This is a genomic window from Corynebacterium uropygiale (assembly GCF_021568315.1).
GTDB lineage: Bacteria > Actinomycetota > Actinomycetes > Mycobacteriales > Mycobacteriaceae > Corynebacterium > Corynebacterium uropygiale.
This window is the reverse complement of sequence record NZ_JAKGSI010000001.1, coordinates 520,043-545,838: the sequence shown is the minus strand read 5'-3', so window position 1 is coordinate 545,838 and position 25,796 is coordinate 520,043. Positions and strand designations below refer to the sequence as shown.

Here is a 25,796-nt window from a genome sequence, read left to right as displayed (position 1 = left end):
AGTGGTTGTTAGACGTCGAGGCTCACGGGCCCGGCCGGCACGCAGATGCAGGTCTGGATGCGCTCGCCGGGGCCGTGGGTCTCCCCGGTGCGGAGGTTGCGGACCTCGCCCTCGAGCACCGGGCGCACGCAGGTCTGGCAGATGCCCATGCGGCAGCCGAAGGGGAGGTTCACACCAGCGTCCTCACCAGCTTCGAGGAGCGTCGTAGAGCCGTCGACCTCCCGCACGGCGCGTTCCTCCGTGCCGCCGCGGAGGAAGCGCACTGTGCCGCCTTGGGCGTCGGAGTCGCGATCGAGGACGAAGCGCTCAGTGCGGATGTCGGCGTCGTGTGCCTTCGCCCATTCCTCAAGATCAGTGAGCATGGCGCCCGGCCCACAGGCATAGATCACCCTGGAGGGCAGGTCGGGGATGAGCGCGTGGAGGTCCTCGGGGCCGAGCCGCCCCTCCTCCGACGTGATGCGGATGGTGGCGTCCCAGGCGCGCAGGTCCTCCTCAAAGAGCAGGTCCTCCCGGGAGTGCACGGAGTGGACAACGGCCACATCCGATTCCAGGCCCCGCTCCCTCAAGGAGCGCAGCATGGACACCACCGGCGTGATGCCCGTTCCCGCGGAGATGAACGCCAGGCGCGGGGGCAGCGGGTCTGTGAGATGGAAGTCTCCGGCAGGGGCAGCCAGGCGGATGGGCTGTCCGGAGGGCATGGTCCTCACCAGGTGGGTGGAGAGCTTTCCTCGTTCCACCGCGCGCACCGTGATGGCGAAGATCCCGTCGGAGGTTTCCGGCGCGGTGGTCAGAGAGTAGCTGCGCCAGACGAATCGCCCATCGACGGGCACGCCGATCCCGATGTATTGCCCGGCGTGGAAGTCGACCGGCACGCCCCAGCCAGGTGCGATGCGCAGGTGGACCGTGTCGTGAGCGCCGCGCTCAACGCTCAGAATTCGGCCGCGGAGCTCCCGCTGAGACCACAACGGGTTGATGAGCTGGGTGTAGTCATCCGGCAGCAGGGGTGAGGTGAATCGTCGGAGCACGTGACGAACGTTGGCAAGCCCGTCGCGGGTCCTGGTGCGCATGGCGTTGCGAAGCTCCCTTCCGAGAAAGGCAGATACTTACGGAGGGGTAGCTTACACCAACGTAGGCGTTAGCGCGACGCCGCCCCGCTGCCGTGTTGCACGCCCTCCGGCCGCACACCCCTCAGCGCGCCTGCGCCACGACGAGCAACTCGGCGCGCGTCACCGGATCATCGAGGTCCACCTCCAGCACCTCCTCGATCAGACGCACCCGCTTGGAGACCGTATGGCGGTGAATCTGCAGCTCAGAGGCAGTGTGGCTGATATTTCCCATGTGGCGAAGGAAGGCCTCCAGGGTGCGCTCCAATTCGCTATCATGCGCGGCGAGGCGCCCCCACGTTTCGTGCACTCGACGGCTGAGTGCCTCCCGCACCGGGGCCTCTAGCATCCAGTCCACACCCCGCGCCGACGGCCCCACCCACTCCCCCGGACGGGTCCGCAACACCATCCGCTCGAGCTGACGGATCACCTCCATGGAGAGTTCCCGCCAACTCACGGTGTTCCCAATCGCGATCCGCGCGCTCCCATGCGAGGCCGCCATGAGCTCATACACCTCCGCGGCGCTGCGGTCCCCACGGAACACCGCGAACGCCATGCGGGGATCAATCCGAATGGCGAAGAGGAGGCGGCCCACCTGCTCGAGGGCATCGTTGATACCCGAGAGCACGCGCTGCAGCGAGCGCGGCTGCTCCGCCACAATGAGCGCCGGCCGGATGGTGCCGCGGCTATCGGCGGCGCTGCGGAAGAGCTTCATCCGGGTTTCGCCGGGGTCCTTCGTGAGGCCCAGCTGGATGGCCAGCGCCAGCGTGTTGAGTTCCTGGTGGATCGCGCGATACTGCGCCGGACGCTTCACGATGAGCTCCGCGAGGCCCGCGCAATGGCGCAGGAGGGCGCGGCTATCGGGGCCAAGCACCTGGCGGGAGACCGCGATGAGCCGGTGGCTGCGCTCCCCTTCCTCGCCGACGTGGTGGACGAGGGCGGTGAGCGAGCCGATGCGGGTGGCCATCGTCAAGGGGTCCTCGCGCACGAGGCGGCGGACCTCCTCCACCCCGATCGATGGGACGCCACCGTGCCAGGCCTGCGCCGCGATGCGGCCGTCGTTATCAAGGAGCAGCACGTGGGCCGCGATGCTGGCCGAGGCCTCCTTGAGGAGCAGCTCGAGGCCACCGGAATTCGCCGCCCCATTGAGCCGCTCCTGCGCTCCCCAGAGGAGCTCGCGGCTGCGATTGCGCTGCCGGGCCAGCTCCTCCTGCACCGTCTGGAGCACCTGGATGAAGGGCGTCTCCAAGGGGACGACGAAAAGCGACACCCCGCTCTCCTGGGCGGCCTCCACCATCCCCGGCGGCACCTCGGTCACCGCGACGCCCACGCCCAGACCCACCCCCGCCACCCCGGCGCGCCCGAGGGCCCGCACGTGCTCCGCGAGCTTCTCCGGGGCGTCGGCGAAGGCGATGCCGGTGAGCATGACGACGCACCCATCGACGAGGTAGCGCTGGGGATCCGTGAGCTCGCAGGGGTGGATGACCGAGAAGCTCGCGCCCGTGTCGTGCAGCACCGTGATCCCCAATCTGCGCTGGTGGGAGAGCCAGGCGACGCTCACCGAGGCGGTATCGCGGGCGCCGTCAACGAGGGTGACATGAAGCGGGGCGGGCAATCGTAAACCTCCGTAAAGCTCCACTGTGGAGAAAACTCTCCGCTATCTTAGCCAGATTGTCGATATCGCGGCACTTCCCCCTCCCCCCATAATGACCCCCATCACATTCCCTGAGGATTGGAGCGTCATGCACACATCATCCCGACGGCTCGCGCAGGAGCGGCGCGTCGTCACGGCCATCCCCGGGCCCGCCAGCCTCGCCCTCGAGGAGCAGCGCGCCGAGACCTGCGCCCGCGCCCTGCAGCCCGGGCTCCCCGCGTACATCGTCGACGGGGAGGGGGCCATCCTCCGCGACGTCGACGGCAACCAGCTCATCGACTTCGCCTCCGGCATCGGGGTCACGACGGTGGGGAACGCGCACCCGGCCGTCGTCGAGGCCATCGGCAAGGCAGCCCAGGCGCTCACCCACACGTGCTTCCTCAACGTCCCCTATCAGAGCTTCATCGACGTGAGCGCCCGCCTCAACGCGCTCTCCCCGACGCGCGGCGAGACCCGCACGGCGCTCTTCTCCACGGGGGCGGAGGCCATCGAGAACGCGGTGAAGATCGCGCGGGCTGCCACGGGCAAGAACCGGGTGGTGGTCTTTGACCGCGCCTTCCACGGCCGCACCAACCTCACCCTCGCGATGACCGCCAAGCACACCCCGTACAAGGCGGGCTTCGGCAGCTTCGCCGGGGATGTGTACCGCCTGCCCTCTTCCTATCCGCTGCGCGATGGGCTCGACGGCCCCACCGCCGCAGCCCGCACCATCCGCTCCATTGAGCAGAACATCGGCACGGAGGACCTCGCCTGCGTGGTCATCGAGCCCATCCAGGGCGAGGGCGGCTTCGTCGTCCCCGCGCCCGGCTTCCTCCCGGCGCTTCAGGAGTGGTGCCGCGAGAACGGCGTGCTCTTCATCCTCGACGAGATCCAGGCCGGGGTGGCCCGCACCGGGCAGTGGTTCGCCTCCGAGCACGAGGACCTGGACCCGGACCTCATCACCATCGCCAAGGGCGTGGCCGGGGGCATGCCGCTCTCCGCCGTGACCGGGCGCGCCGAGATCATGGACGCGCCCGGGCCGGGATCCCTCGGCGGCACCTATGCGGGCAACCCCGTCGCCTGCGCGGCGGCGCTTGCCACCCTGCAGGTCATCGAGGAGGAGGGGCTCCTGGAGCGCGCCCGGCGGATCGAAGAGATCGTGCGCGAGGAGCTCGGGCCGCTCGTCGAGGAGGGAACCGTCGCTGAGCTGCGCGGACGCGGCGCCATGATGGCCGTCGAACTCCTCGACGCCGAGGGCGAACCCGCGAGCGCACGCACCGCCCAGGTGGCCGCCCGCTGCCGCGAGCAGGGCGTGATCACCCTCGTCTGCGGCCTCGATTCCAACGTCATCCGCATGCTCCCGCCGCTGGTCATCAGCGAGGAGCTGCTCCGCGACGGGCTCGGCGTCCTCACCGAGGCCCTGCGCGCCACCCGATAAACCCCACCACAAAGGAGAACACCAACCATGAGCACCCCGCACATCTATGACGCAGTGATCGTCGGCGCCGGCTACGGCGGCCTGGGCCAGGGAGCCCAGCTCACCCGCGACGGCCAGGACAACTTCCTCATCCTCGAGGCCGCCGAGCAGATCGGCGGCGTCTGGCGCGACAACAACTACCCCGGCGCCGCCTGCGACACCCAGGCCCTCATTTATTGCTACAGCTACTTCCTCAACCTCGACGTCTCCTGCATGTACGCCGGGCGCGATGAGATGCTCGGCTACCTCCTCGCCCTCGCGAAGGCGTTTGACCTCGACGAACACATCCGCCTCAACACCCGGGTCACGGAGGCCCGCTGGGATGAGGAGCGCGCCCTGTGGGAGTTCCACACCGCCGCGGGAGAGACGATCCTGGGCCGCACCTTCATCGGGGCGTGGGGGCAGCTCTCGCAACCGAAGATCCCGGACTTCCCCGGGCTGGAGAGCTTCGAGGGCGAGTCCTTCCACTCCGCCGAGTGGCGCCATGACGTGCCGCTCGAGGGCCGCCGGGTGGCGGTGATCGGGAACGCGGCCTCCGCGGTGCAGTTCGTCCCGGAGGTGGCGAAGGTCGCCGCGCATCTCACCGTGTTCCAGCGCTCGGCGAATTACATCCTCCCGCGCAACCAGGTGGTCTTCACCGAGGAAGAGCGCAAGGAGTTCCACGAGAACCCCGACTCCTACCGGGCCATCCGCACCGAGATCCACGAGATGCGCGAGGCCGGCATCGAGCGCACCCGCCAGGGCACCGAGGCCGCGGAGGAGGGCGTCCAGCAGGCGCTCGAGCACCTCCGCAACCAGGTGAATGACCCGGAGCTCGTCGAGAAGCTCACCCCCACCTTCGCCTTCGGTTGCAAGCGGATCCTCCGCTCCGATGAGTTCTATCCCACCTTCAACCGGGAGAACGTCAGCCTGGAGACCACCGCCATCGAGGAGATCACGCCCCGCGGGATCCGCACCACCGACGGGGTCCTCCACGAGTGCGACGTCATCATCTTCGGCACCGGCTTCCACAGCCAGGCCTTCCAGGGGGAGCTCGCGATCACGGGCCGGGGCGGCGTTGACCTCAAGGAGCGCTGGGGCTCCACCCCCGAGGCCTACCTCGGGATGGCCGTCGACGGCTTCCCCAACCTCTTCCTCCTCTACGGCCCGAACACGAACCTCAACCACCACTCCGTCGTGGCCATGCTCGAGGCCCAGGATCGCTACATCAGCCAGGCCATCGCGCACCTGCGCGCGCACCCGGATCAACCGCTCGACGTCGACAGCTCCGTCCTCCGCGCCTTTGCCGAGAAGACCCAGGCTGACCTGCAGAAATCCGCCTTCTCCGCGGATTGCTCCTCCTGGTACAAGAACGCCGACGGCGTCGTCATCAACAACTGGTCCGGCAACGTCGCCGAGTACCACGACCTCACCCGCACCCTCAACCTCACCGACTACGGAGTGACCGCATGACCCGCCCCATCACCGACGACGCCTGGACCGCCCTCCGCCCCTTCCGCGAGGCCGGGGCCGTCTCCTTCCACCGCGTGCCCCTTGACGAGGTCCGGGAGAACTACATCGCCTCCTGCGAGCGCAACGGACTGAAGGACGAAGACCCCCACGTCACCGACTACCGCGTCGAGGACTTCCAGGTCCGCTACTACGAACCCCGCCCCCTCGAGGAGCGCAGCCAGCCCACCACCGCCATTCTCTTCATCCACGGCGGCGGCTGGCTCATGGGCAACCTCGAGACCCACCACAGCGCCGCCCGGCGCCTCGCCCTCGAGACCGGCTTCCCGCTCGTGGCCGTCGACTACCGCCTCGCCCCCGAGCACCCTTACCCCGCCGCCATCGAGGACTGCCGCACCGCCTACCGCTGGCTGAGTGACCCCGACGCCGAGCACGGCCTCTCCGTGAGCTCCATCTGCGTCCTCGGCGACTCCGCCGGCGGCCAGCTCGCGGCCATCCTCGCCACCGAGCGCGCCCAGAGCGAGGACACCTCCCTCGCGCCGACGTCCAGCCAGGTGCTCCTCTACCCCATCACGGATGTCACCGAGGAGCACCTTGACACCTCGGCCTCCTACCAGCGGGTTACCGAGGGCTTCCCGCTCGTCGCGGACACGATGCGCTGGTTCATCGACACCTATGTGCCCGAGGGCCAGGACCGCAGCGTCCCGGACCTCAGCCCGGCGCGCCATCCCCTCCCGGAGGGGCTGCCCCCGGCCTACGTGCTCACCGTCGACAATGACCCCCTCGCCGACGAGGGCGGGGCCTACGCTCTCGCCCTCGCCCGGGCGGGCGTCGACGTGACCTACCGTCACCTCTCCGGCTATCACCACGGGTTGTTCACCTCGGCGGGGATCATCCGCCAGGGGGAGCGTTCCCTCCACGACGTCGCCGAGTTCATCAGGAGGACCTCATGCTGAAGCGATCGCTAGAAATCTCCATGGCCTTCATCGGGGTGCTCGTCGGGGCGAGTTTCGCCTCGGGGCGCGAGGCCCTCCAATACTTCGTGGCCTTCGGGAACTGGGGGATCCTCGGCGCCATCCTCACCTCGCTCGCGATGATGGGGGCCGGCATCACGATCCTCCAGCTCGGCAGCTACCACCGCGCCAAGGATCACACGAGCGTCTTCGAGGCCATCTCCGGGCCGATCACGTCGAAAATTATGGATATCGGCACGATGCTCACACTCTTCTGCATCGGCTTCGCCATGTTCGCGGGCGCCGGGGCCAATCTCAAGCAGCAGTTCGGCTGGCCGGAGTTCGTGGGCGCGGTGATCATGCTCGTGCTCGTGCTGCTCACGGGCCTGCTCAACGTGGACCGCGTGACGATCATCATTGGCGCGATCACCCCCTTCATCATCGTGCTCATCACCCTCGGCACGCTGTGGACCATCTTCCACGCGCACCCGGACTTCAGCACCCTCAACGAGCAGGCGCAGGCCATCCCCACCACCCTGCCCAACTGGTGGGTCTCCGCGATCAACAGCGTGGGACTGCAGGTCATCGTGGTGGTATCCATGGCGATCGTCATCGGCGGGAACTTCCTCGACTCCCGCGAGGTGGGCGTCGGCGGCATCGTCGGCGGCTTCATCTTCCTCTTCCTCCTCGCGGTGCTCGTGGGCTCGATGTACCTCTCCGTCGACACCGTCATGGAGACCGAAATGCCCACCCTCGCGATGATCACGAAGATCCACCCCGCGCTCGGCGTCATCATGTCCTTCGCGATCTACGGCATGATCTACAACACCGCGATCGGCATGTTCTACGCCCTCGCCAAGCGCCTCACCCGCGGGCGTCGGGAGCGCTTCTACCCCGTGTACGTCATCACGGTCCTCATCGGCTTCGTCCTCAGCTTCATCGGATTCAGCGAGCTCATCGGGTGGGTCTACCCCTTCCTCGGCTACATCGGCATCCTCATCATGATCATCATCGGCTGGGCCTGGGTGAAGAACCGCTCCTCCCTGGAAACCGAGACGGAGCTGCGCCGCCGCGCCCGCACCCTCCTGGCCAAGCGCTTCGAGGACAAGCAGCAGCTCACCCCCGAGGAGCGCGCCGAGCTGCGCTCCATCGCCCGCCACTCCAACATCCCCGAATCGGACTTCATCCGCGAGATCCTCACCGAGGTGGACACCGATGAGGACCCGCTTCCCACCGAGAAAAGGACAACACCGTGAACGCCCCCATCACCATTCGCGGCGCGGTTCTCGAACGCGCCGGACTCCCCCGCCCCTACGCCTCCTCCCGGCCGATCTCCATCAGCGAAGTTCAACTCGACCCGCCGGGCCCCGGCGAAGTCCTGGTGAAGACCTCCGCCGCCGGGCTCTGCCACTCCGACCTCTCCGTCGTCAACAACAACCGGCCCCGCCCCCTGCCCATGCTGCTCGGCCACGAATCCGCCGGCACCATCGTGCAGCTCGGCCCCGGCGTGGAGGACTTCCGCATCGGCCAGCACGTCGTCATGACGTTCCTCCCCCGCTGCGGCGAGTGCGAGGGCTGCCGCACCAACGGCATCATCCCCTGCGAGGTGGGCAGCGCCTCCAACAACGAGGGCACCCTCATGGGCGGCACCCGCCGCCTCAGCCGCAACGGCGAGATCATCCAGCACCACCTCGGGGTCTCCGGCTTCGCCGACCACGCCGTCGTCTCCACCCGCTCCATCGTCCCCATTGGCGACGACGTCCCCTGGTCCATCGCGGCGATCTTCGGCTGCGCCATCCTCACTGGGGGCGGGGCGGTCCTCAACGAGATCAAGCCCGAACCCCTGGACTCCCTGGCCGTCGTGGGCCTGGGCGGGGTCGGCATGGCCGCCATCATCACGGCGAAGGCCCTGGGCGTGCGGGAGATCGTCGGGATCGACATGCAAGAGTCCAAGTGCGAGATGGCGCTCGAGCTGGGAGCGACCGCCGTCGCCACCCCGGCCGAGGCCGAGGCCTCCCGGACGCGCTTCAGCGCAGTGGTCGAGGCCGCCGGGCACCCGAAGGCCCTGGAGACGGCCTTCACCATCACCAAGCCCGGGGGCATCACCGTGACGGTGGGGCTGCCCGCTCCGAACTCGGTCATCCAGATCGACCCGCTGGCCATCACCTCCCAGGCGCGGCGCCTCCACGGCAGCTACCTGGGCTCCGCGGTGCCGAGCGTCGACATCCCCACCTACGAGAAACTCTGGCGGGCAGGCACCCTCAACGCCGAGGGGCTTGTGTCCTCCCACATCAAGCTCGACGACATCAACGAAGCCATGGACAACCTGGCAGATGGCCTCGCGCTTCGGCAGATCATCGACTTCGAGGACTAACCCATGCACCACACCGAAGAACTCGGCATCGGCCGGCCCTCCCCGCACTGGCGGCTGGGTCCCTTCGACGTGCGGCTGCCCTTCCTCCACTATCGCCTCGAACTCCCCGACTTCGCCCAGGGGCTCTTCATGTGCGTGGTGGACCTCGGCGCCATCCCGCTCATGACCGAGGCCCTCGGCATGCCCTTCGAGGTGGCGCTGGCCGTCGTCACCCTCAATGGTCTGCTCTATCTCACGCACCACCTCCTCGGCGATCCCGTCGTCCCCGGCTGGATCACCCCCGCGATCCCCCTGCTCATCACCTATGTCAACTCCTTCCCCGAAGGGGAACAGCGGATCTGGGCGCTCATCAGCTTCCAGCTCATGCTGGGCATCTTCTCCGTGGTGCTCGGGGTGACGGGGCTGGCCTCCCAGGTGGTGAGAATCGTGCCCGCGGCGCTGCGCTCCGGCATCGTGCTGGGCGCGGGGCTGGCGGCCATCATCTCCGTCTTCCAGCCGGGCGGGCGCTTCCACTCCTTCCCCGTCACCATCACGGTGGCGGTGCTCATCGCCTTCTTCCTCATGTACTCCACCTACTTCACGCACCTGCGGCAGAAGGCAGTGGGCTGGCGATTCATCGCCTCCCTGGGGATCATCCCGTCGATCCTCGCGGCGGTGATCATCGCGCCGCTCGCGGGCGAGGCCCCGTGGCCCTCCATCGAGTGGGGATTCTCCCACCCCGACTTCGGCACCCTCTGGCGTGAGTACACCGTCTTCGGCGTGGGCTTCCCGCCCGCCATGATGTTCATCACCGCCATCCCGACGGTGCTGGCCACCTACATCGTCGTGTTCGGCGACGTCCTCCAGGCGAAGGCCGTCCTCCGCGAGGCCGACCACGTCCGGCGCGACGAAGAAGTGGTCTACAGCCCCAACAGGGCGCACCTCCTCTTCGGGGGACGCAACATGATCATGAGCATCATCGGCCCCGACGTCGCCATGTGCGGCCCGCTCTGGGCGGCCATGCACGTCGTCATCGTCGAGCGCTACAAGCAGGGCAAACGGGCGATGACGACGGTCTTCGGCGGGGCGGGATCCTTCCGCTGGGGCACCAACTGCGGGCTGCTGCTCCTGCCCATCGTCACATTCGTGGAGCCCATCCTCGCCGTGGGGTTGGCGCTCACCCTCATCATCCAGGGGTTCGTCAGCGTCCGCGTCGGGATCATGGAGGCGAAGAACCAGAAGGACCTCGGGATTGCCGGGGTGACCGCCGGTGTGCTCGCCATCCAGGGGGCCGGGTGGGGCTTCGCCGCCGGCATCCTCCTCCTGCTCATCATCTACGGAACCGGCATGTTCCGCGAGGTGCGCGACGGCACCCTGCGCCCCTTCGACGAGGTCAACACCACCGACACCTTCGCCGACTCCACCGAGGAGTTCAGCAAGCTCGCGGAGCTCAACCTCGAGTCGGAGGCGCACGGGGAGCCCGGCGCTGCCGAAGAGACCGGCGCCCCCAGGGACCCCGATTCCCCCGCTACTCCCCCGACAGCCAGCCGTTGACGAGGCGGCTCAGCCTGTCCGGGGAGAGCTTCCGCCCCGCGTAGAAGGCCTTATCGCGGGCGGACACCCCGTAGTGGATCTTCCCGCGCTGCCAGCGCGTCCGCGGGTTCGCCGCCGCCCACACGACGTCGGCCACCCGCTCCGGGGTGATCTGCGCCCCCATCCGGGCGACGGAGCTGGCCTCGCACTCGGCCATGGCGGTCTGCGTCCACAGCGGCCACACGTCCACCACGCGGATGCCCTTAGAACGCCACTCGAGGTTGAGCGCCTCGGTGAGGGAACCGATATACGCTTTCGTGGCCCCGTAGACGGAAATCTCCGGCTGGCCATAGATCGCGCTCGCGGACCCCAGGTTAATGACCTGCGGGTCCTTTCCCTTGCGCAGATAGGGATACGCCAGCTTGGCGCCGAGCGTCGGCCCCGCCGCGTTCACCTGGATCTGGCCGAGGATATCCGGGACGCTCATCTCCGCCAGCTCCTGGGCGACGATCACGCCCGCATTATTCACCAGCACATCGAGCGACCCTCCCGTGTGCGCCGTGAACTCCTCCAACGCTCGGGACCAACTCTCCGGGCTCTGGACGTCGAGAACCCCCGAGACGAGGCGCGGGTGACGCACCCCGGGAAGACCGCGGCGGCTATATGCGCCGACGAGCCACCCCCTCGCGAGGAATCGGTCCACCGTGGCGCGGCCAATTCCCGCCGAGCCTCCAGTGATGAAAACAGAACGCATCGTGCACCCTCCGTGGTGTGGGACTTAGAGCAGCTCGACGAGGAAGGGGAGCTCGCTCGGATCGTAGAAAGCCATGAAGTTATCGAGGGCATCGCCGACGGTGAGCATCGCGTCCTCCTGGCCCAAGTCAGACTCATCGATGACCTCGATGGCCTTGGCCGTTGCCTCCTCCGACTCCTCGATGTCCACGTGCAGCGCCGCCACCTGATCGCGCTCAATCCGCGCGGGGCTCAGCCGCACCACCGACTCCCCCATGCCAGGGTCCAGGGTGATCGCAGCATCATCGACATCCACGGAGACCACCACCCGCCGGTGCGGGAAGGCCTCCTCATCGCCGATGGCCAGCAGCCGAATGGACGCCTCTGCCGCATCCTGGAAGGCCGCGTGGGCGATCTCTTCCTCATCCCCCTCGGTGTAGAAGTCCCTCAGCGCCGGGGTCAGGGCGAAGCCATAGCCGGAGCGGGCGTGGAACACGCCGTTCTCGTTGAGGTCCTCCAGCATCCCGAAGGTGGCCGGCAGATAGACGCGCATCCTAGAATTCCCCCTCGATATCGAAGATGTTCGTGATTTCCACCACGGCGCGGTCAAACTGCTGGTAGAAGACGCCCACGAGGCCCGCCTCCACCGCCGCGCGGACGTTGAGGATCGAGTCATCCACGAGCACGCAGTCATCGAGCGGCAGGTCCAGGGCATCCGCGGAGGCCTGGAACGCGGCGACGTCCGGCTTCTCCGCACCGATCTCCCCGCTGAGCAACACCGCGTCGACAATCCCCCGGTACTCCCACTCGCGGATTGGCTCCGCCGCAGGTCCGCCGGGGTCATTGGACAGGATGGCGGTCCCCACGCCGTTCTTCTTGGCAGCCGCGAAGAGGTCCCGCCACCGGCGCTGATCCTCATCCGTCCCGTCTAACACACCGACATAGTCGACGATTAGTCCTCGCACTACTGATCTATCCCTTTCTCCATTACCCACACTGCATGGGGCGTCCCCGCTCCTACCGGAAACGTGACACAATGATACCCAGCCCACGCCTCATCTGCCCTGCCACCGCAGGGAGTGTCATCATGCTCGTGCCCATGCCGGGTTTCAGCTACATCAAAACGTTGGCCCCGCCTCCGCCGCCGGGCCCGGAGCGCGACCCCACACCGCCCTCCGCCATCCCTCTCGGCGAGGTCGACGACGCCCTCCACGCCGAAATACGACTGCGCATGCGCATCATTCTCGACGTTCTGTTCCGCGTCCGCCCGCTGCACCACCTCGACCGGGCGGGGCTCAGCCCGCTCTGCGCCAAGCTGCTGCGGCATCACATCCTCCAGCGCCCCCTACCGCCCGGGCCGGTCCGGCTCAACCGGACCTATGTCCGGCACGCCGTGGACGGCCCCGACCTCGAGGTCTATGGCTCCTGCACCTCGGCAGACCGCAGCTACGCTTTCCTCGCGAGCTTTGGGCTGCCGGCGGAGCTTTCGGGCGAGGTCACCCCGGCCGCACAGGATCCCGCCTTCTGGCAGGTGCGCACGGTGAGAGTGCTCTAGCGGCAGCGGCGCGGGGCCCGGGGAGCTGGGGCTGGGGCCCCGCCCGCGGGGACCTGGCCTAGGAGGCCGGCGCGTCCTGCTTCTGGGCGAACTGCTTGCGCAGCAGGAAGAGCTGGCGGACGGTCTCCTCCTTGATGCCCTCCTTCATGCCGTTGAACATGTCTCCGCCTTCCTTCTGGTACTCGACCAGGGGGTCGCGCTGGGCCATCGCTCGCAGGCCGATCCCCTCTTTGAGGTAGTCCATCTCATAGAGGTGCTCGCGCCACTTCGCGTCGATGATGGGGAGGATGATGCGGCGCTCGATGTCACGCATCTGGTTCTCCCCGCCGAGCTCAGCGACGTTCTTCTCCAGCTCCGCGTACTGCGCGTGCGCATCATCGAGGAGGGCGGCGCGGAGGTTCTCTGCGCTGAGCTCGCCCGGCGCGCCGTACTCGCTGCCGTCGATGAGCTCCTGCGGGCTGAAGCTCGGCCCATAGAGGGTCTCGAGCGCGTGCCACAGAGACTCGAGGTCCCAGTCCTCCACGTAGCCGTCGGCGGTGGCGCCCGCGACATAAGCGGAGATGGTCTCGTCGATCATGTCCTGGATGTTCTCGCCGATGTCCTCCGACTCGAGGATCTGGCGGCGCTCCCGGTAGATGACCTTGCGCTGCTCGTTGAGCACCTCGTCGTACTTGAGGACGTTCTTGCGCATCTCGAAGTTCTGGTTCTCCACCTGGGTTTGGGCGCCCTTGATGGAGTTGGTCACCATCTTCGCCTCGATCGGGACGTCGTCCGGGACGTTGAGGCGGTTCATCATGTTCTCCATGGACTGCCCCATGAAACGCACCATGAGGTCGTCGCGCATGGAGAGGTAGAAGCGGGTGGAGCCCGGGTCGCCCTGGCGGCCGCAGCGGCCGCGCAGCTGGTTATCGATACGGCGAGACTCGTGGCGCTCCGTGCCGAGCACGTAGAGGCCACCGGCCTCGCGCACCTTCTCCGCGAGCTTCTGGGAGCGCTCCTTCACCTTCGGCAGCTCCTCATCCCAGGCCTTCTGGTAGGCCTCCTCATCCTCCACCGGGTCCAGCCCGCGCTCGCGGAGGTGGATGTCCAGGAGGATGTCGGGGTTGCCGCCGAGCACAATATCCGTACCACGACCAGCCATGTTGGTGGCCACCGTCACGTTCCCCGGCAGGCCGGCCTGCGCGACGATCTCCGCCTCCTTCTCATGCTGCTTCGCGTTGAGCACGTTGTGCTTGATGCCCTTGCGCTGCAGCAGCATCGAGAGGTACTCCGACCTCTCCACAGAGGTGGTACCGACGAGCACCGGCTGCCCCTTCGCACTGCGCTCCGCAATGTCCTCCGCGACGGCGGCGAACTTGGCCTCCTGCGTCTTGTACACGCGGTCCGCGAGGTCCTCGCGGGCGTTCGGGCGGTTCGTCGGAATGGTCACGACGTCGAGCTTGTAAATCTGGTGCAGCTCGGCGGCCTCGGTCTCCGCGGTACCCGTCATGCCGGCGAGCTTGTCGTAGAGGCGGAAGTAGTTCTGCAGGGTGATGGTGGCGAGCGTCTGGTTCTCGTTCTTGATCTCCACCCCTTCCTTCGCCTCGATGGCCTGGTGCATGCCCTCGTTGTAGCGGCGCCCGGAGAGGACGCGGCCGGTGAAGGCGTCGACAATGAGCACCTCGCCGCCGCGGACGATGTAATCCTTGTCCCGGGTGAAGAGCTCCTTGGCCTTGATCGCGTTGTTGAGGTAGCTCACCAGCTGCGAGTGCTCGGGGGCGTAGAGGTTATCGATGCCCAGCTGGTCCTCCACGTACGCCACGCCGTCCTCAAGGATGCCGACGGTGCGCTTGCGGTGATCGACCTCGTAGTGGACCCCTTCCTTCATGCGCGGGGCCAGCTGCGCGAAGACGGTGTAGAACTGCGAGGAGCCGTCGACGGGGCCCGAGATGATGAGCGGGGTACGGGCCTCATCGATGAGGATGGAGTCCACCTCATCGACGATGGCATAGTGGTGGCCACGCTGGACGAGGTCCCCCAGGTCACGCGCCATGTTGTCACGCAGGTAATCGAAGCCGAACTCGTTGTTCGTGCCGTAGGTAATGTCCGCGTTGTAGGATTCGCGCCGCTGCTCGGGGCGCATCTCGGAGAGGATGACGCCCACCTTAAGGCCGAGGAAGCGGTGGACACGGCCCATCCACTCGGCGTCACGCTTGGCCAGGTAATCGTTGACCGTGACGACGTGAACGCCCTTACCTTCGAGGGCATTGAGATAGGCGGGGAGGACACAGGTCAGGGTCTTGCCCTCACCGGTGCGCATCTCCGCGACGTTCCCGAAGTGCAGCGCGACACCACCCATAATCTGGACCGGGTAGTGCTTCTGCCCGAGCACGCGCCAAGAGGCCTCCCGCGCGGTGGCGAAGGCCTCGAGGAGAATGTCGTCGAGGGTCTCCCCCTCCTCGACGCGACGACGGAATTCCTCGGTCTTGGCCTTGAGTTCTTCATCGCTCAGAGCCGCGTACTCGTCTTCCAGCGCGATGACGTCGTCGGCGATCTTACGGAGGCGCTTGAGCACCCGGCCCTCGCCGGCCCTCAGCAACTTCGACAGTCCAAACACGTGTGTTGGTCCTTAACTTGATGTGCGTCTGTTCTTGTAGGTCGTGGCACATTGTACGCACCTTCCCCCGCGGGATGCGCACAAGCGTCGAGGCCGCCACCACAGATTCTGCGATGGCGGCCTCCTGGGGATCGGTTTTAGCTTTCCTCAGCCAGGGAGATCAACCCGTAGTCATAGGCGTGACGGCGGTAGACCACCGACGGGCGACCCGTGTCCTCATCAACGAAGAGGAAGAAGTCGTGCCCCACCAGCTCCATCTCGGAGAGAGCATCATCGACGCTCATCGGGGTGGCCGGGTGCTCCTTGGTACGAACAACCTGGCCGGGGGTGGCGTCTTCCACGGAGCCCTCGTAGGGGTCCACGTCATACTTGCCGACGTTCTGCTGGGCCTCCTTCGCCTCATTCACCAGGGAAGCCGCGGCCTCACCGGTGCTCAGCGGGGCGCGGTGCCCAGAACGGGCGATCGACCGACGTGCCTTCACCTTGCGCAGCGAACGCTCCATCTTGGCCAGCGCCGTCTCCAGCGCCGCATAGAAGCTGTCTTCCTTGGCCTCCGCCCGGGCGAGGTGGCCCTTGCCGGTTGCGGTGATCTGAATGCGGTCGCACTGAGCCTCCCGGCGGGGGTTGGGCTCGTGCTGCAGCTCCACGTGGAAGAACGTGAGGGTGGGGTCCAGGCGCTCGATCTTCGCGAGCTTGGTCTTCACCCGATCTGCGAAGTGCTCCGGGACCTCCACATTGCGTCCGGTGATGGACACCTGGGTCTCCGGGCTCAGGACATCAGTGTTCTCAGCAGGTGTAGTCATCTGCTTACTACCTCCGTGTCAGACGGAATCACGATTCACCCTCACTCTACCCTCGCCGTTCACGTGCCGGCCATCATGCAGAAGCGAGCGTCAGCGCCGCTCTCACCTTCACACCCGCGCTGACCAGGGCTTCTACAGAAGCGGCCAGAGTGGCACCCGTTGTTACCACATCGTCAACAAGGAGAACCTCAGGAGAAATGCACGAAACGCAGGGGTAAAGCGCGATACCCCCGCTCAGATTCCTTCGCCTTTCGCTGGCGCTCAAGCCCACAGAATCGCGCACCCCCAAATGGTGCAGGGCCTGGACCGTCGGATAGCCGCTGTGCCGGCAGACGGCGGTGACGTGATCGCCGCCCCGCAGCCGGGCGTGGCGCGGACTCGTCGGCGCCGGAACAAGGACGATGTCCTCCGGGATCTCACCCCGTGCAGCGAGGGTGAGCACCGCAGCGCGCACGACGGCCCCGATGGCCGGCCGGATCGCCCGGTGGCCCCGCTCTTTCATCTCGAGGACCACCTCCCGGTGCGGCCCACTCCACGGCCCCAGGGCAAACACCGGCACGTGGGTGAGCACCCGGGGCTCCACCCTGCGCGGCGGCGAGGCCAGCACCCGCCGGCACTCCGCGCACAGGATCTCCCCCGGCGCGTGGCAGCCCGCGCAGCGTCGCGGCACCAGCAGCTCCATCCCTTCCTCCCCCTCCCCGTGGTGAGCGACAGGTCGCGTCCTTAATTCGCGACGACGAGCGCCGAGCGCACCCCCTGCAAGCCCGGGACCTCCCGCCAGAAGGAGCCCCGGTTTCCGCCGAGGGGCAGCTGGCGCGTCGAGTGCGCATCCGTGACGTAGAGCATGGACGGGGATGCCGCGACCGAGACGACCGGCGCGGTGAGGTTCCCCGCCGGGAGCGAGGTCACGGCGGAGCCATCCTGCTCAACTCTCCAGACGGGAGTATCGGGGGTGGAGGTTCCCACGATGAGGGAGCCGTCGAGCTGCCAATCGACGGAGAGGACGGAATCGCCCAGCTGGGGGGCCACTTCGACGACGTTGGTGAGGCGGCGCTCGGAGGCATTGGGCCGCTGGATGACCGCGGTGTAGAGGCGGCCGGCGATGACGAAGGCCGCCCGGGTGCCGTCGTGGGAGAGGCGAAGGACTGAGATGTCGCCGTCAATGTCGTGGAGCTCCGAGATGTTGACGTTGGACTCGGAGAGCTCGCCTGAGGCGGCGGAACGCACGACGCGGAGCACGCGCCGGCCGTCGGCGACGACCCAGACGACGGCCGGGTCGTACTCGAAGGTGGGGGTGGTGAGGGTCTCCGCAAGAACGGAGCGATCCATGTGCTGGCTGAGCTCGCCCACCCAGAGGCGGTTGCGCTCCCCCTCCTGGCGCACGATCGCCCCGGTGCCGTCGGAGCTCATCGCCGCGGAGCGGATATCGCCGACGTTCGCGAGGACGTTGTTCTTCGTGTCGAGGCCGCCGTTGCTCACCTGGTAGAGGTTGCGGTCAGTGAGCGCGTAGATGGCCGGCGCCGAGCCCACATAGGACTGCGGGTTGAACTCCGCGAAGTCATCCGTGGTGTACTCGCGGGAGAAGTCGAGGAGCGGTTGGCCATCCGCCTCGATGGCATAGGGGCCCTGGACGCGGGCCGTGGAGAGCGTCCACACGAGGGAGGCTGCGAGGAGAAGGCGCTGGTCAGGACCGAGGTTCGCGAGGCCGCTGAAGTGGTAGACGCCATCCTCCGCGCCGGTGAACTCGGCTTCGGCGGGGAGCGTCGTGGAGACGGCGGGGCGAATCAACTTGCTGGGCCCCTGCGCCCACAGCGAGAGAAGCGTGGTGTTCAGCGTGTCATTGTTGGCGAAGACCCAGCGGCGATCGCCGACGAGCACCCGGTTCGTGGGGTCGAAGAAGTAGAGGTCATGCGGCTGGTATTGGTTCCGCAGCTCGGTGCGCTCCATGACGATGCCATCGGGCAGGGAGTCGATGCGCCACTCCCCGTCGACCTGGCGCAGCTCCACATCGGCCTCGTAGAGGAAGCTCTCCGGGCGGTAGCTACCGTCGGAGGAGAGCCTGCCGATAACCTCGCCGCGGATCTGGTAGGCGTGGGTGCCGCTGGCGGCATCCGGGCGGGTTGTGAGGTCGATGCGGTTGACGATGAGGGTGGACTCCCGCGGGTTCCAGCGGTGCGCGGCATCCGGGGTGAGGAAGTTCCGCGCCGACAGATAGTCCGAGGTGGGGTTGGCGGCCGCGACGTAGAAGTCCCGGACGAGCAGGTCGGGCTCACGCCCGGCAATGGGGGTCATCGCGGCGGCCTCATGCTGGGAGGACTCGAACTTCCGCAGCGCCTGGGGCTCGGAGTTGCCGGGCAGGGAGTTGCATCCCGTAAGCGCGAGGGCGGTGCAGAGCAGCAGCGCGGGGAGGGTGCGTCGGGTATCCATGCGTTAGTCCTCCTCGGGGGTCTCCGGCGGGTCGAGGGGCTCCGGGGCTTCCAAGGGCAAGGGAGCCGGGGTGATGCTGCCGCCCGGGGTGCGCGGGATGACGAGGCGGAAGGTCGAGCCCACGCCGTAGGTGCCTGCCGCGTCGAGCGTCCCGCCGTGGAGCTGGGCGTCCTCGCGGGCGATCGCCAGCCCCAGCCCGGTGCCGCCCGAGTGGCGGACGCGGGAGGCATCGGCGCGCCAGAAGCGGTTGAAGACGAGCTCCTCCTGCCCCGGCTTGAGCCCCACACCGTGATCGGTGACGGTGATGCCGACGGCGCTCTCGGTGGCGCGCAGGGTGACCTCGATGGGCCGCGACTCGCAGTGGTCGATAGCATTGGCGATGAGGTTGCGCAGGATGCGCTCGAGGCGTCGGGAGTCCGCAGACACCATGACCGGGTCCTGGGGCAGATCAAAGTGGACCTCGACGCCCAGCTTCTCCGAGAGATGCTCCACCTGGGCCCATGCCGCGTGGACGCAGCTGCGAACGTCGAGTTGGCTTTCGGAGAGATCGGCCACGCCGGCATCGTGGCGGGAGATTTCCAGCAGGTCGCTGAGCAGGGCCTCGAAGCGGTCGAGCTCCCGCATGAGCAGCTGGGAGGAGCGCTGCGCCGCGGCGGACATGTTCTCCGTCTCCTGGTTGATCATCTCCGCGGCCATGCGCACCGTGGTGAGCGGGGTGCGCAGCTCGTGGGAGACGTCCGAGGTGAACTGCCGTTGCAGGTCGCCATACTCCTCGAGCTGCTGGATCTTCGTGGACAGCGACTCCGCCATGGTGTTGAAGCTCAAGGCCAGGCGCGCCATCTCGTCCTCGCCGTTGACTGCCATTCTTTCGCGGAGGTGGCCGTCGGCGAGGCGCTGGGCGATGCGGCTTGCGGAGCGCACGGGCGCGGTGACCTGGTTCGCCATGAGCCAGGTGATGCCGACGAGGAGCACGACCACCACCATGCCCGTCGCGGAGAGGAGCCCGCGCATCATCGCGAGGGTGGACTCCTCCTGCTCAAGGGAGAGCACGAGGTACACCTGCAGGTCAGGAATGTCCGAGGAGGTCGGGGTGCCGATGATGAGCGCCTTGTACGTCGAGCCATCCGGGCGGTCGATCGTGGCGAATTGGTAGGAGACCTGCCCCTCGGCGACGAAGTGTTGGAGGTGCTCGGGGATGCGATAGCCCTCCGGCGAGGTCACCGCCCCGCCATTGGCGTTGGGGACGACGAGCACCGGCTCGTAGACCGCCGCGACGTCGGAACCCGAGCCGCTACGGGAGGTGAGCGTGGCGCGCGCAGAGTTGAGGCGCACCGTCAGCGAGCTGGAGGATGCGGTGGCGTCGATTTGCTGCTCGACGGTGGCCCGGGCGCGATCAATCTCCGAGTTCGCGATGTCCATCTTCGCGTCGACGAGGCTCTGCGCGATCATGCTCACCAGACCCACGCCGATGAGGATCATGACCACCGCGGAGACGGCAAAGATCGTGCCGATCACCCTGAGCTGGAGGGAGGTACGCCAGCCTTCCAGGACTCGATCCCGAGCCTGGAGGAAGGACTCTTTGAGCGCTCTCACGATTACTCGTGTTCGCCCACCACACCGTCGCCGGTCTTATAGCCCACGCCGCGGACGGTGAGGATGACACGGGGGTTCTCGGGATCCTTCTCCACCTTGGAGCGCAGCCGCTGCACGTGGACGTTGACCAGGCGGGTGTCCGTGGAATGCCGGTAGCCCCACACTTTTTCGAGGAGTTCCTCGCGGGTGAAGACCTGCCGGGGGCGGCGGGCCATCTCGAGGAGCAGGTCGAACTCGAGGGGGGTGAGGGAGATTTCTTCCTCCCCGCGCTTCACGGTGTGCTCGGCGATGTCAATGACGAGGTCTCCTACCTCCAGCACCTCGGTGGGCTTGGAGTCATTGTGGCGCAGGCGGGCACGGACGCGGGCGATGAGCTCCTTCGGCTTGAAGGGCTTGGTGATGTAATCATCCGCCCCGGTCTCCAGGCCCAGGACGACGTCGACGGTATCCGTCTTCGCGGTGAGCATGACGATGGGCACGGAGGAGCGCTGGCGGATAGTCCGGCAGATGTCGATGCCGTTCATGCCGGGGAGCATGAGGTCGAGGAGGATGAGGTCGGGCTGTTCTTCCTCGAAGACGCGCACGGCCTCGGCGCCATCCATGACGGCGACCGGCTGGAAGCCCTCGGACTCGAGGACGATGGTCAACATTTCAGAGATGGCCGGATCGTCATCGACGACGAGGATTTTCGCTGCCATGTGTGCCTCACTCTCCATGAACGCCCGCCGCGCGGGTAGTGCTGTGGAAAAAACTGCGGGGGATCTTTTGCAGAATATCCTCCGCGGACGTCGTCACCAACCAGGGACTCCCCCACTCCCTGCGCGCGAGCTCCCGGTAGGCCGCCAGGGTGCGCTCCTGGAGTCCGGCGTCCCGCTCGTAGCGGTCGCGGCTGCGCTGGGAGTCCTCGGACTCGCGGTGGGCGGCACGCCGCGCTGCCTCCTCCGCTGAGGTAGCGAGCAGCACCTGGAGATCCGGGCGGGGAAGCCCCAGACGGAAGAATTCCAGCTGCTCCACCCAGTCCGCCAGCGACTCGTCGCGGGTGCGGGCCACGCTGTAGGCGGCGTTGGAGGCGACATAGCGATCGACGATGAGCAGGCGCTGCGCACTCCCCGCGAAGGTGCGGAGCGTCGGGAGGGCGTCGTGCCGGTCGAGCGCGAAGAGGGTGGCCATGGCATAAGCGGAGTCGGTGAGATCACCCATGCGGCCGTAGAGGGCCTCGCTGGCCAGCTGGGCGGCGGCGGAATCCGCGTAGCGGGGGAAGGCGAGGACCTCCGCGTCCACGCTCTCCCGCAGGGCGGAGACCAGCGTGTTCTTCCCGGCTCCGTCGATGCCCTCCACGGCGATAATCATGCACCCTCTTTTCTCTCGGGGGTTGGTTCGGCGCTCCCAGTGGAGCTCCCGGTGGAGCTCCTTAGCTCCTAGTAGCGGTAGTGCTCCGGCTTGTACGGGCCGGCCACGTCCACACCAATGTATTCCGCCTGCTCCTTGGTGAGCTCCGTGAGGGTGCCGCCGAGGGCCTCAACGTGGATGCGGGCCACCTTCTCATCGAGGATCTTCGGCAGGCGGTAGACCTCGTTGCCGTAGTTGTCCCCGTTCTGGAAGAGCTCGATCTGGGCGATCGTCTGGTCCGCGAAGGAGTTACTCATGACGAAGGAGGGGTGGCCGGTGGCGTTGCCCAGGTTGAGGAGACGCCCTTCGGAGAGGACGATGATGCTCCTGCCATTGGGCAGCGTGAACTCATCGACCTGCGGCTTGATGTTCACGCGGCTGACGTCGTCGCGGTGAAGGAGGGAGGCCATGTCGATCTCATTGTCGAAGTGGCCGATGTTGCCCAGCACGGCGTGGTCCTTCATCTTCAGCATCTGCTCGAAGGTGATGACCCCCAGGTTGCCGGTGGCGGTGACGACGATGTCTGCCTCACCAATGGCCTCGTCCACGGTGACCACCGGGAAGCCCTCCATGAGGGCCTGGAGGGCGTTGATCGGGTCGGCCTCCGTCACCTTCACGCGGGCGCCCTGGCCCTTCATGGCCTCGGCGCAGCCCTTGCCCACATCGCCATAGCCGCAGATGAGGACGTTCTTGCCGCCGAGCAGCATGTCGGTGGCCCGGTTGATGCCGTCGATGAGGCTGTGCCGAGTGCCGTACTTGTTATCGAACTTGGACTTCGTCACCGCGTCGTTGACGTTCATCGCCGGGAAGGGCAGGACGCCCTCCTCCGCGAAGTGGTAGAGGCGGTGCACGCCCGTCGTCGTCTCCTCGGTGACGCCGCGGATGGAGGCGGCCGCGCGGGTCCAGCGCTGGTTGTCCTCCTCCATCACCTCGCGGAGCATGCCGAGGAAGGCGATGTGCTCATCGGAATCGTTGGGCTCAGCCGGGGGCACGGCGCCGGCCTTCTCAAACTCCATGCCGCGGATGACGGCCGTCGTCGCGTCGCCGCCATCGTCGAGGATCATGTTGGGCTCCACGCCCTCGCCCCACGTGAAGACCTGGCGGAGGCACCACCAGTACTCATCGAGGGTCTCCCCCTTCCACGCGAAGACCGGCACGCCCTGCGGATCCTCCGGGGTGCCCTTGCCGACGACGATCGCCGCGGCGGCCTCATCCTGGGTGGAGAAGATGTTGCAGGATGCCCAGCGGACCTCGGCGCCCAGGGCCGTGAGGGTTTCAATGAGCACCGCGGTCTGGACGGTCATATGAATAGAGCCAGCGATGCGCGCGCCCTTGAGCGGCTGCTCCTCGGCATACTCGCGGCGCAGGGCCATGAGGCCGGGCATCTCATGCTCGGCGAGGCGGATCTGGTGGCGCCCAGAGTCGGCGAGGGACAGGTCACGGACCTTGAAGTCAAACGGAGCACTCATTGATGGGATTCCTCCTTGAGCAATAGCGTATGGGTTCCTCAGATGAGTTCCTAGAAGATGAACAGTCACCACTGTAACCCTCACCCCGGACATGACGCCGGGCTTCGGCCTGCCCGGCTCCCCTGCACCAAGCGTGCAGGGAACGGTTCCCTTTTGTGCGACGGGCTGCTAAGTTATCAAACTGTTATCAGATTGTGCCTCGACGAGGGAGCCCAGTGAGCACATCCTCCTTGCTCAGCAATAACCGCCGCGTGGCGGTCTTTATTGCTGCGGGAATCGCGGTGGCCGCACTCGCGGGCCTCAGCGTGTGGAAGCTCGGCACGCCGCACCCTCCCTCCGAGCCCATCCGGCCGGCGACCGCCCAGACATCCGACTCCGCCTCGCCCTCGCCGCGCCCCACTCCCTCGCCCTCCCGTGCCGACGGCAGCCCCAGCGTCACCGCCACCGAACCCACGGAGGGAACGGAGAACTACGCCGGCCTCAGCGCCGATGACCCCTTCCTCGCTCCCCACGCGTGGACCGAGCCGAGCCCCCAGCCGATCACCCCTACTCGGGTGTATCGCCCCACCAACCCCGGCCCGGAGGCCCCGGCCCCGCACCACTCCGCCTCGCCGAGCACCCCCAGCACCCAGCCCGGGGAACCCGCCACTGAGCCCGTCACGCCCGCGACTCCTTCCGCCGAGGACACACCTCACCCCACCGGCCCCGCGGAGCCCAACGGACACCAGCCGAGCGAGACCACGCCCAGCACCCCGCCAGGCCCGCCGCCCTCCTCCGGAGGAACCGGCAGCCTCTCCCATCCCAGCCGCTAGAAAGAGTGTGGAAGAACCCTAAGTATGACGTCTACTGAGCAGCGCCCCCACGAGAACCGCCGGGTTATTCTCTTCATCCTTGGTGGCATCGTGGTCGCGGCGATCGTCGGCCTCAGCGTGTGGCTCCTCACCGGGCCAAGCCCCGCCCCGCCGACCTCCAGCGCTGCCCCGAGCACGATCACCACGACAACCACGCCGAGCCGGGCGTCGGCACCATCGACGCAGGAGACGAGTTCGCCGCAATCGCCGCGCACCCGCCAGACGCACAACCAGGCGCTGCCGAGCGAGGACCCCTATCTCCCGCCCCACGCCTGGCTGCCCAACAGCCACCAGGCCGTGACCCCCACGAGCGTCTATCGTCCGAGCGCCAACCCCCAGCAGCCGGCGCAGAGCGCACCGGGCGCCTCCCCGCAGGAGCCCCAGCCGACGGTGCCGCGGCCCTCGCGGCCTGCAAATCCCGAGCGGCCCACATCCCCCGCCGGCCCCACGGAGCCCTCCACGCCCACTGGGCCCACCGGCCCCACCGATCCGGGGACCTCATCCACGGATCCCAGCACGGATCCGAGTACCGAGCCAACAGAGCCGACGGATCCCAGCACAGAGCCCACCGAGCCGACGGAACCAACAGAGCCCACTGAGCCCACCGACCCAAGCACGCAGCCGGTGGAGCCGAACACCGTCTCCCCGGAGACCACCCCCTCGGGCGCAGAGAGCCCGAGCGCTCCTAGGCCGTCGCGATAAAGAGCTCGCCCCCGCCGCTGGCTCGCACAGCGGGATCCTTCGCGGGGATCCACGCGGCCTCCCCCGGGGCCAGGTCCACGGTCTCCGCGCCGTTGTCCAGACGCACCGTGCCGCCCGTGCACATCGCAATGACGGGGCCGTCCTCATCGATGAGCGTGTCCTGGGCCTCCGGCACGCGGTGAAGAAGGAAGTCCGGCACCGGCACCTGGTAGGTCCAGCGGTGGTGATCCTCGTCGAGCTCCGGGGTGTTCCGCGGGTTCTCGAGGGAGTGGAAGTCCAGCACGCGGACGAGCTCGGGGACGTCCACATACTTGCTGGTCAGGCCGCCGCGGAGGACGTTATCGGAATTGGCCTGAATCTCCACGCCCAGGCCGTGGATGTACGCGTGGAGCTGGCCGGCGGCGAGGTGGATCGCCTCGCCGGGCTGGAGGGTCACATGGTTGAGCAGCAGGGCGCCCAGGATGCCGCTATCGCCGGGGTAGCGCTCGGCGAGGGTCGCGATGTTACGGAGGACCTCGTCGGTCCAGTCGCCGCGCTCGCCCCGGCGCTCCACCGCCTCCATCACCGCGGCGAGGAGCTCCTCGCGCACCCCGGCGGGGATGGTGATCCACGTGGTGAGCAGGGCCCGGAGGCTCTCCTCCTCCGCCGCGTCGGTGGCGTGCTCGGTGTCGATCATCGCGATATAGCGCTCGAGCGCCGGGCACTCGAGGCTGCGAAGCAGGTCGCGGGTAGCGGCTAGCGGGCGGAAGCCGGCCATCGCCGTGAACTCCGTGAGCGCGACGGCCAACTCGGGCTTGTGGTTCGCGTCGCGGTAGTTGCGCTGCGGCGCCGTGAGATCAATCCCGGCCGCGTTCTCCCGCGCGAAGCCCTCCTGGGCCTGCTCCAACGATGGGTGGGCCTGCAGGGAGAGCGGCTCCTCCGCCGCGAGGATCTTCAGCAGGAAGGGCAGGGAGGATCCGAAGCGCTCGGCAACGCGCGAGCCCAGGCAGCCCTCGGGGTCTTCCTCGATGACCTCGAGGAGGGAGCGTCCTGCCACCGTCGACGGACACATCGGGTGCGCCCCGAACCACAGCTCTGCTTCCGGGCGCTCTGTCGGACACGGCCGCCCCTGCAGCCGCGCCATCATGGTGCGCGAGCCCCAGGGGTAACTGCGGATCGTTCCGTCGAGCTGCTGCATG

23 protein-coding genes are annotated in these 25,796 nt (G+C 67.6%); 9 read left to right on the top strand and 14 right to left on the bottom strand.

Going from position 1 to position 25,796, the window contains the following annotated elements:
- Window positions 1-8: 8 nt before the first annotated feature.
- Window positions 9-1,067: a ferredoxin reductase gene (locus L1O03_RS02650; RefSeq protein ID WP_236117856.1), complete on the bottom strand. Its 1,059-nt coding sequence runs from the start codon at window positions 1,065-1,067 to the stop codon at window positions 9-11.
- A 121-nt stretch (window positions 1,068-1,188) separates the two neighbouring features.
- Window positions 1,189-2,718 carry a helix-turn-helix domain-containing protein gene (locus L1O03_RS02645; RefSeq protein WP_236117855.1) on the bottom strand — a complete coding sequence of 510 codons (1,530 nt, stop codon included), beginning with the start codon at window positions 2,716-2,718 and terminating at the stop codon, window positions 1,189-1,191.
- A 127-nt stretch (window positions 2,719-2,845) separates the two neighbouring features.
- On the opposite strand from L1O03_RS02645, the gene gabT reads away from it, so the two are divergent.
- From gabT to L1O03_RS02615, 6 genes are read left to right on the top strand one after another with little or no spacing between them, the layout of a single operon-like run.
- Window positions 2,846-4,174: a 4-aminobutyrate--2-oxoglutarate transaminase gene (gene gabT / locus L1O03_RS02640; protein ID WP_236117854.1), complete on the top strand. Its 1,329-nt coding sequence runs from the start codon at window positions 2,846-2,848 to the stop codon at window positions 4,172-4,174.
- Window positions 4,175-4,201: 27 nt separating this feature from the next.
- Window positions 4,202-5,665, top strand: a complete 1,464-nt coding sequence (locus L1O03_RS11500) for a flavin-containing monooxygenase (RefSeq protein WP_268913577.1) — start codon at window positions 4,202-4,204, stop codon at window positions 5,663-5,665.
- Window positions 5,662-6,618: an alpha/beta hydrolase gene (locus tag L1O03_RS02630; RefSeq protein ID WP_236117853.1), complete on the top strand. Its 957-nt coding sequence runs from the start codon at window positions 5,662-5,664 to the stop codon at window positions 6,616-6,618. Before L1O03_RS11500 ends, L1O03_RS02630 begins: the two co-directional genes overlap by 4 nt.
- Window positions 6,612-7,871, top strand: coding sequence for a hypothetical protein (locus L1O03_RS02625; RefSeq protein WP_236117852.1), 1,260 nt, complete (start codon window positions 6,612-6,614; stop codon window positions 7,869-7,871). The genes L1O03_RS02630 and L1O03_RS02625 overlap by 7 nt, the downstream gene beginning before the upstream one ends.
- 8 nt (window positions 7,872-7,879) lie before the next feature.
- The gene (locus tag L1O03_RS02620; RefSeq protein ID WP_236118052.1) at window positions 7,880-8,989 is read left to right on the top strand and encodes an alcohol dehydrogenase catalytic domain-containing protein; all 1,110 of its coding nucleotides are present in this window, start codon (window positions 7,880-7,882) and stop codon (window positions 8,987-8,989) included.
- Window positions 8,990-8,992: 3 nt separating this feature from the next.
- Window positions 8,993-10,522: a permease family protein gene (locus L1O03_RS02615; RefSeq protein WP_236117850.1), complete on the top strand. Its 1,530-nt coding sequence runs from the start codon at window positions 8,993-8,995 to the stop codon at window positions 10,520-10,522.
- On the opposite strand, the gene L1O03_RS02610 is transcribed toward L1O03_RS02615, so the two are convergent.
- Genes L1O03_RS02610 through L1O03_RS02600 form a run of 3 tightly spaced genes read right to left on the bottom strand, consistent with a single transcriptional unit; the run spans window position 10,497 to window position 12,198 of the window.
- The gene (locus tag L1O03_RS02610; protein ID WP_236117849.1) at window positions 10,497-11,255 is read right to left on the bottom strand and encodes an SDR family NAD(P)-dependent oxidoreductase; all 759 of its coding nucleotides are present in this window, start codon (window positions 11,253-11,255) and stop codon (window positions 10,497-10,499) included. The two genes, L1O03_RS02615 and L1O03_RS02610, sit on opposite strands and share 26 nt — an antisense overlap.
- Before the next feature lie 24 nt (window positions 11,256-11,279).
- Window positions 11,280-11,786, bottom strand: coding sequence for a DUF6912 family protein (locus tag L1O03_RS02605; protein ID WP_236117848.1), 507 nt, complete (start codon window positions 11,784-11,786; stop codon window positions 11,280-11,282).
- Between the two features lies 1 nt (window position 11,787).
- Window positions 11,788-12,198: an HAD family hydrolase gene (locus L1O03_RS02600; protein WP_236117847.1), complete on the bottom strand. Its 411-nt coding sequence runs from the start codon at window positions 12,196-12,198 to the stop codon at window positions 11,788-11,790.
- A 122-nt stretch (window positions 12,199-12,320) separates the two neighbouring features.
- Here L1O03_RS02600 and L1O03_RS02595 point away from each other — a divergent pair, with 122 nt between their 5' ends.
- Window positions 12,321-12,788: a hypothetical protein gene (locus tag L1O03_RS02595; protein WP_236117846.1), complete on the top strand. Its 468-nt coding sequence runs from the start codon at window positions 12,321-12,323 to the stop codon at window positions 12,786-12,788.
- A 58-nt stretch (window positions 12,789-12,846) separates the two neighbouring features.
- Here L1O03_RS02595 and secA read toward each other — a convergent pair whose 3' ends face one another.
- The 8 genes from secA to ahcY form a co-directional block, all read right to left on the bottom strand.
- The gene (gene secA / locus L1O03_RS02590) at window positions 12,847-15,384 is read right to left on the bottom strand and encodes a preprotein translocase subunit SecA (protein WP_236117845.1); all 2,538 of its coding nucleotides are present in this window, start codon (window positions 15,382-15,384) and stop codon (window positions 12,847-12,849) included.
- A gap of 137 nt (window positions 15,385-15,521) precedes the next feature.
- Complete coding sequence (hpf, locus tag L1O03_RS02585; RefSeq protein WP_236117843.1) at window positions 15,522-16,187, bottom strand: ribosome hibernation-promoting factor, HPF/YfiA family; 666 nt, start codon at window positions 16,185-16,187, stop codon at window positions 15,522-15,524.
- A 73-nt stretch (window positions 16,188-16,260) separates the two neighbouring features.
- Window positions 16,261-16,869 (bottom strand): ComF family protein, encoded by a 609-nt coding sequence (locus tag L1O03_RS02580; protein WP_236117841.1) that lies wholly within the window; start codon window positions 16,867-16,869, stop codon window positions 16,261-16,263.
- Between the two features lie 41 nt (window positions 16,870-16,910).
- Window positions 16,911-18,614, bottom strand: a complete 1,704-nt coding sequence (lpqB, locus tag L1O03_RS02575; protein WP_236117840.1) for an MtrAB system accessory lipoprotein LpqB — start codon at window positions 18,612-18,614, stop codon at window positions 16,911-16,913.
- Between the two features lie 3 nt (window positions 18,615-18,617).
- Window positions 18,618-20,207 (bottom strand): MtrAB system histidine kinase MtrB, encoded by a 1,590-nt coding sequence (gene mtrB, locus L1O03_RS02570; protein ID WP_420830270.1) that lies wholly within the window; start codon window positions 20,205-20,207, stop codon window positions 18,618-18,620.
- A gap of 2 nt (window positions 20,208-20,209) precedes the next feature.
- Entirely contained in the window at window positions 20,210-20,905 is a 696-nt protein-coding gene (mtrA, locus tag L1O03_RS02565) for an MtrAB system response regulator MtrA (protein WP_236117838.1), read from the bottom strand.
- Between the two features lie 7 nt (window positions 20,906-20,912).
- Complete coding sequence (locus tag L1O03_RS02560) at window positions 20,913-21,557, bottom strand: dTMP kinase (RefSeq protein ID WP_236117837.1); 645 nt, start codon at window positions 21,555-21,557, stop codon at window positions 20,913-20,915.
- Window positions 21,558-21,625: 68 nt separating this feature from the next.
- Window positions 21,626-23,065, bottom strand: a complete 1,440-nt coding sequence (gene ahcY / locus L1O03_RS02555) for an adenosylhomocysteinase (protein ID WP_236117836.1) — start codon at window positions 23,063-23,065, stop codon at window positions 21,626-21,628.
- A 215-nt stretch (window positions 23,066-23,280) separates the two neighbouring features.
- On the opposite strand from ahcY, the gene L1O03_RS02550 reads away from it, so the two are divergent.
- Both L1O03_RS02550 and L1O03_RS02545 read left to right on the top strand, forming a co-directional pair.
- Window positions 23,281-23,877 carry a hypothetical protein gene (locus tag L1O03_RS02550; RefSeq protein WP_236117835.1) on the top strand — a complete coding sequence of 199 codons (597 nt, stop codon included), beginning with the start codon at window positions 23,281-23,283 and terminating at the stop codon, window positions 23,875-23,877.
- A gap of 24 nt (window positions 23,878-23,901) precedes the next feature.
- The gene (locus L1O03_RS02545; RefSeq protein ID WP_236117834.1) at window positions 23,902-24,618 is read left to right on the top strand and encodes a hypothetical protein; all 717 of its coding nucleotides are present in this window, start codon (window positions 23,902-23,904) and stop codon (window positions 24,616-24,618) included.
- Here the strand turns inward: L1O03_RS02545 and manA are convergent.
- Window positions 24,602-25,795 carry a mannose-6-phosphate isomerase, class I gene (gene manA / locus L1O03_RS02540; RefSeq protein WP_236117833.1) on the bottom strand — a complete coding sequence of 398 codons (1,194 nt, stop codon included), beginning with the start codon at window positions 25,793-25,795 and terminating at the stop codon, window positions 24,602-24,604. The two genes, L1O03_RS02545 and manA, sit on opposite strands and share 17 nt — an antisense overlap.
- Window position 25,796: the final 1 nt, after the last annotated feature.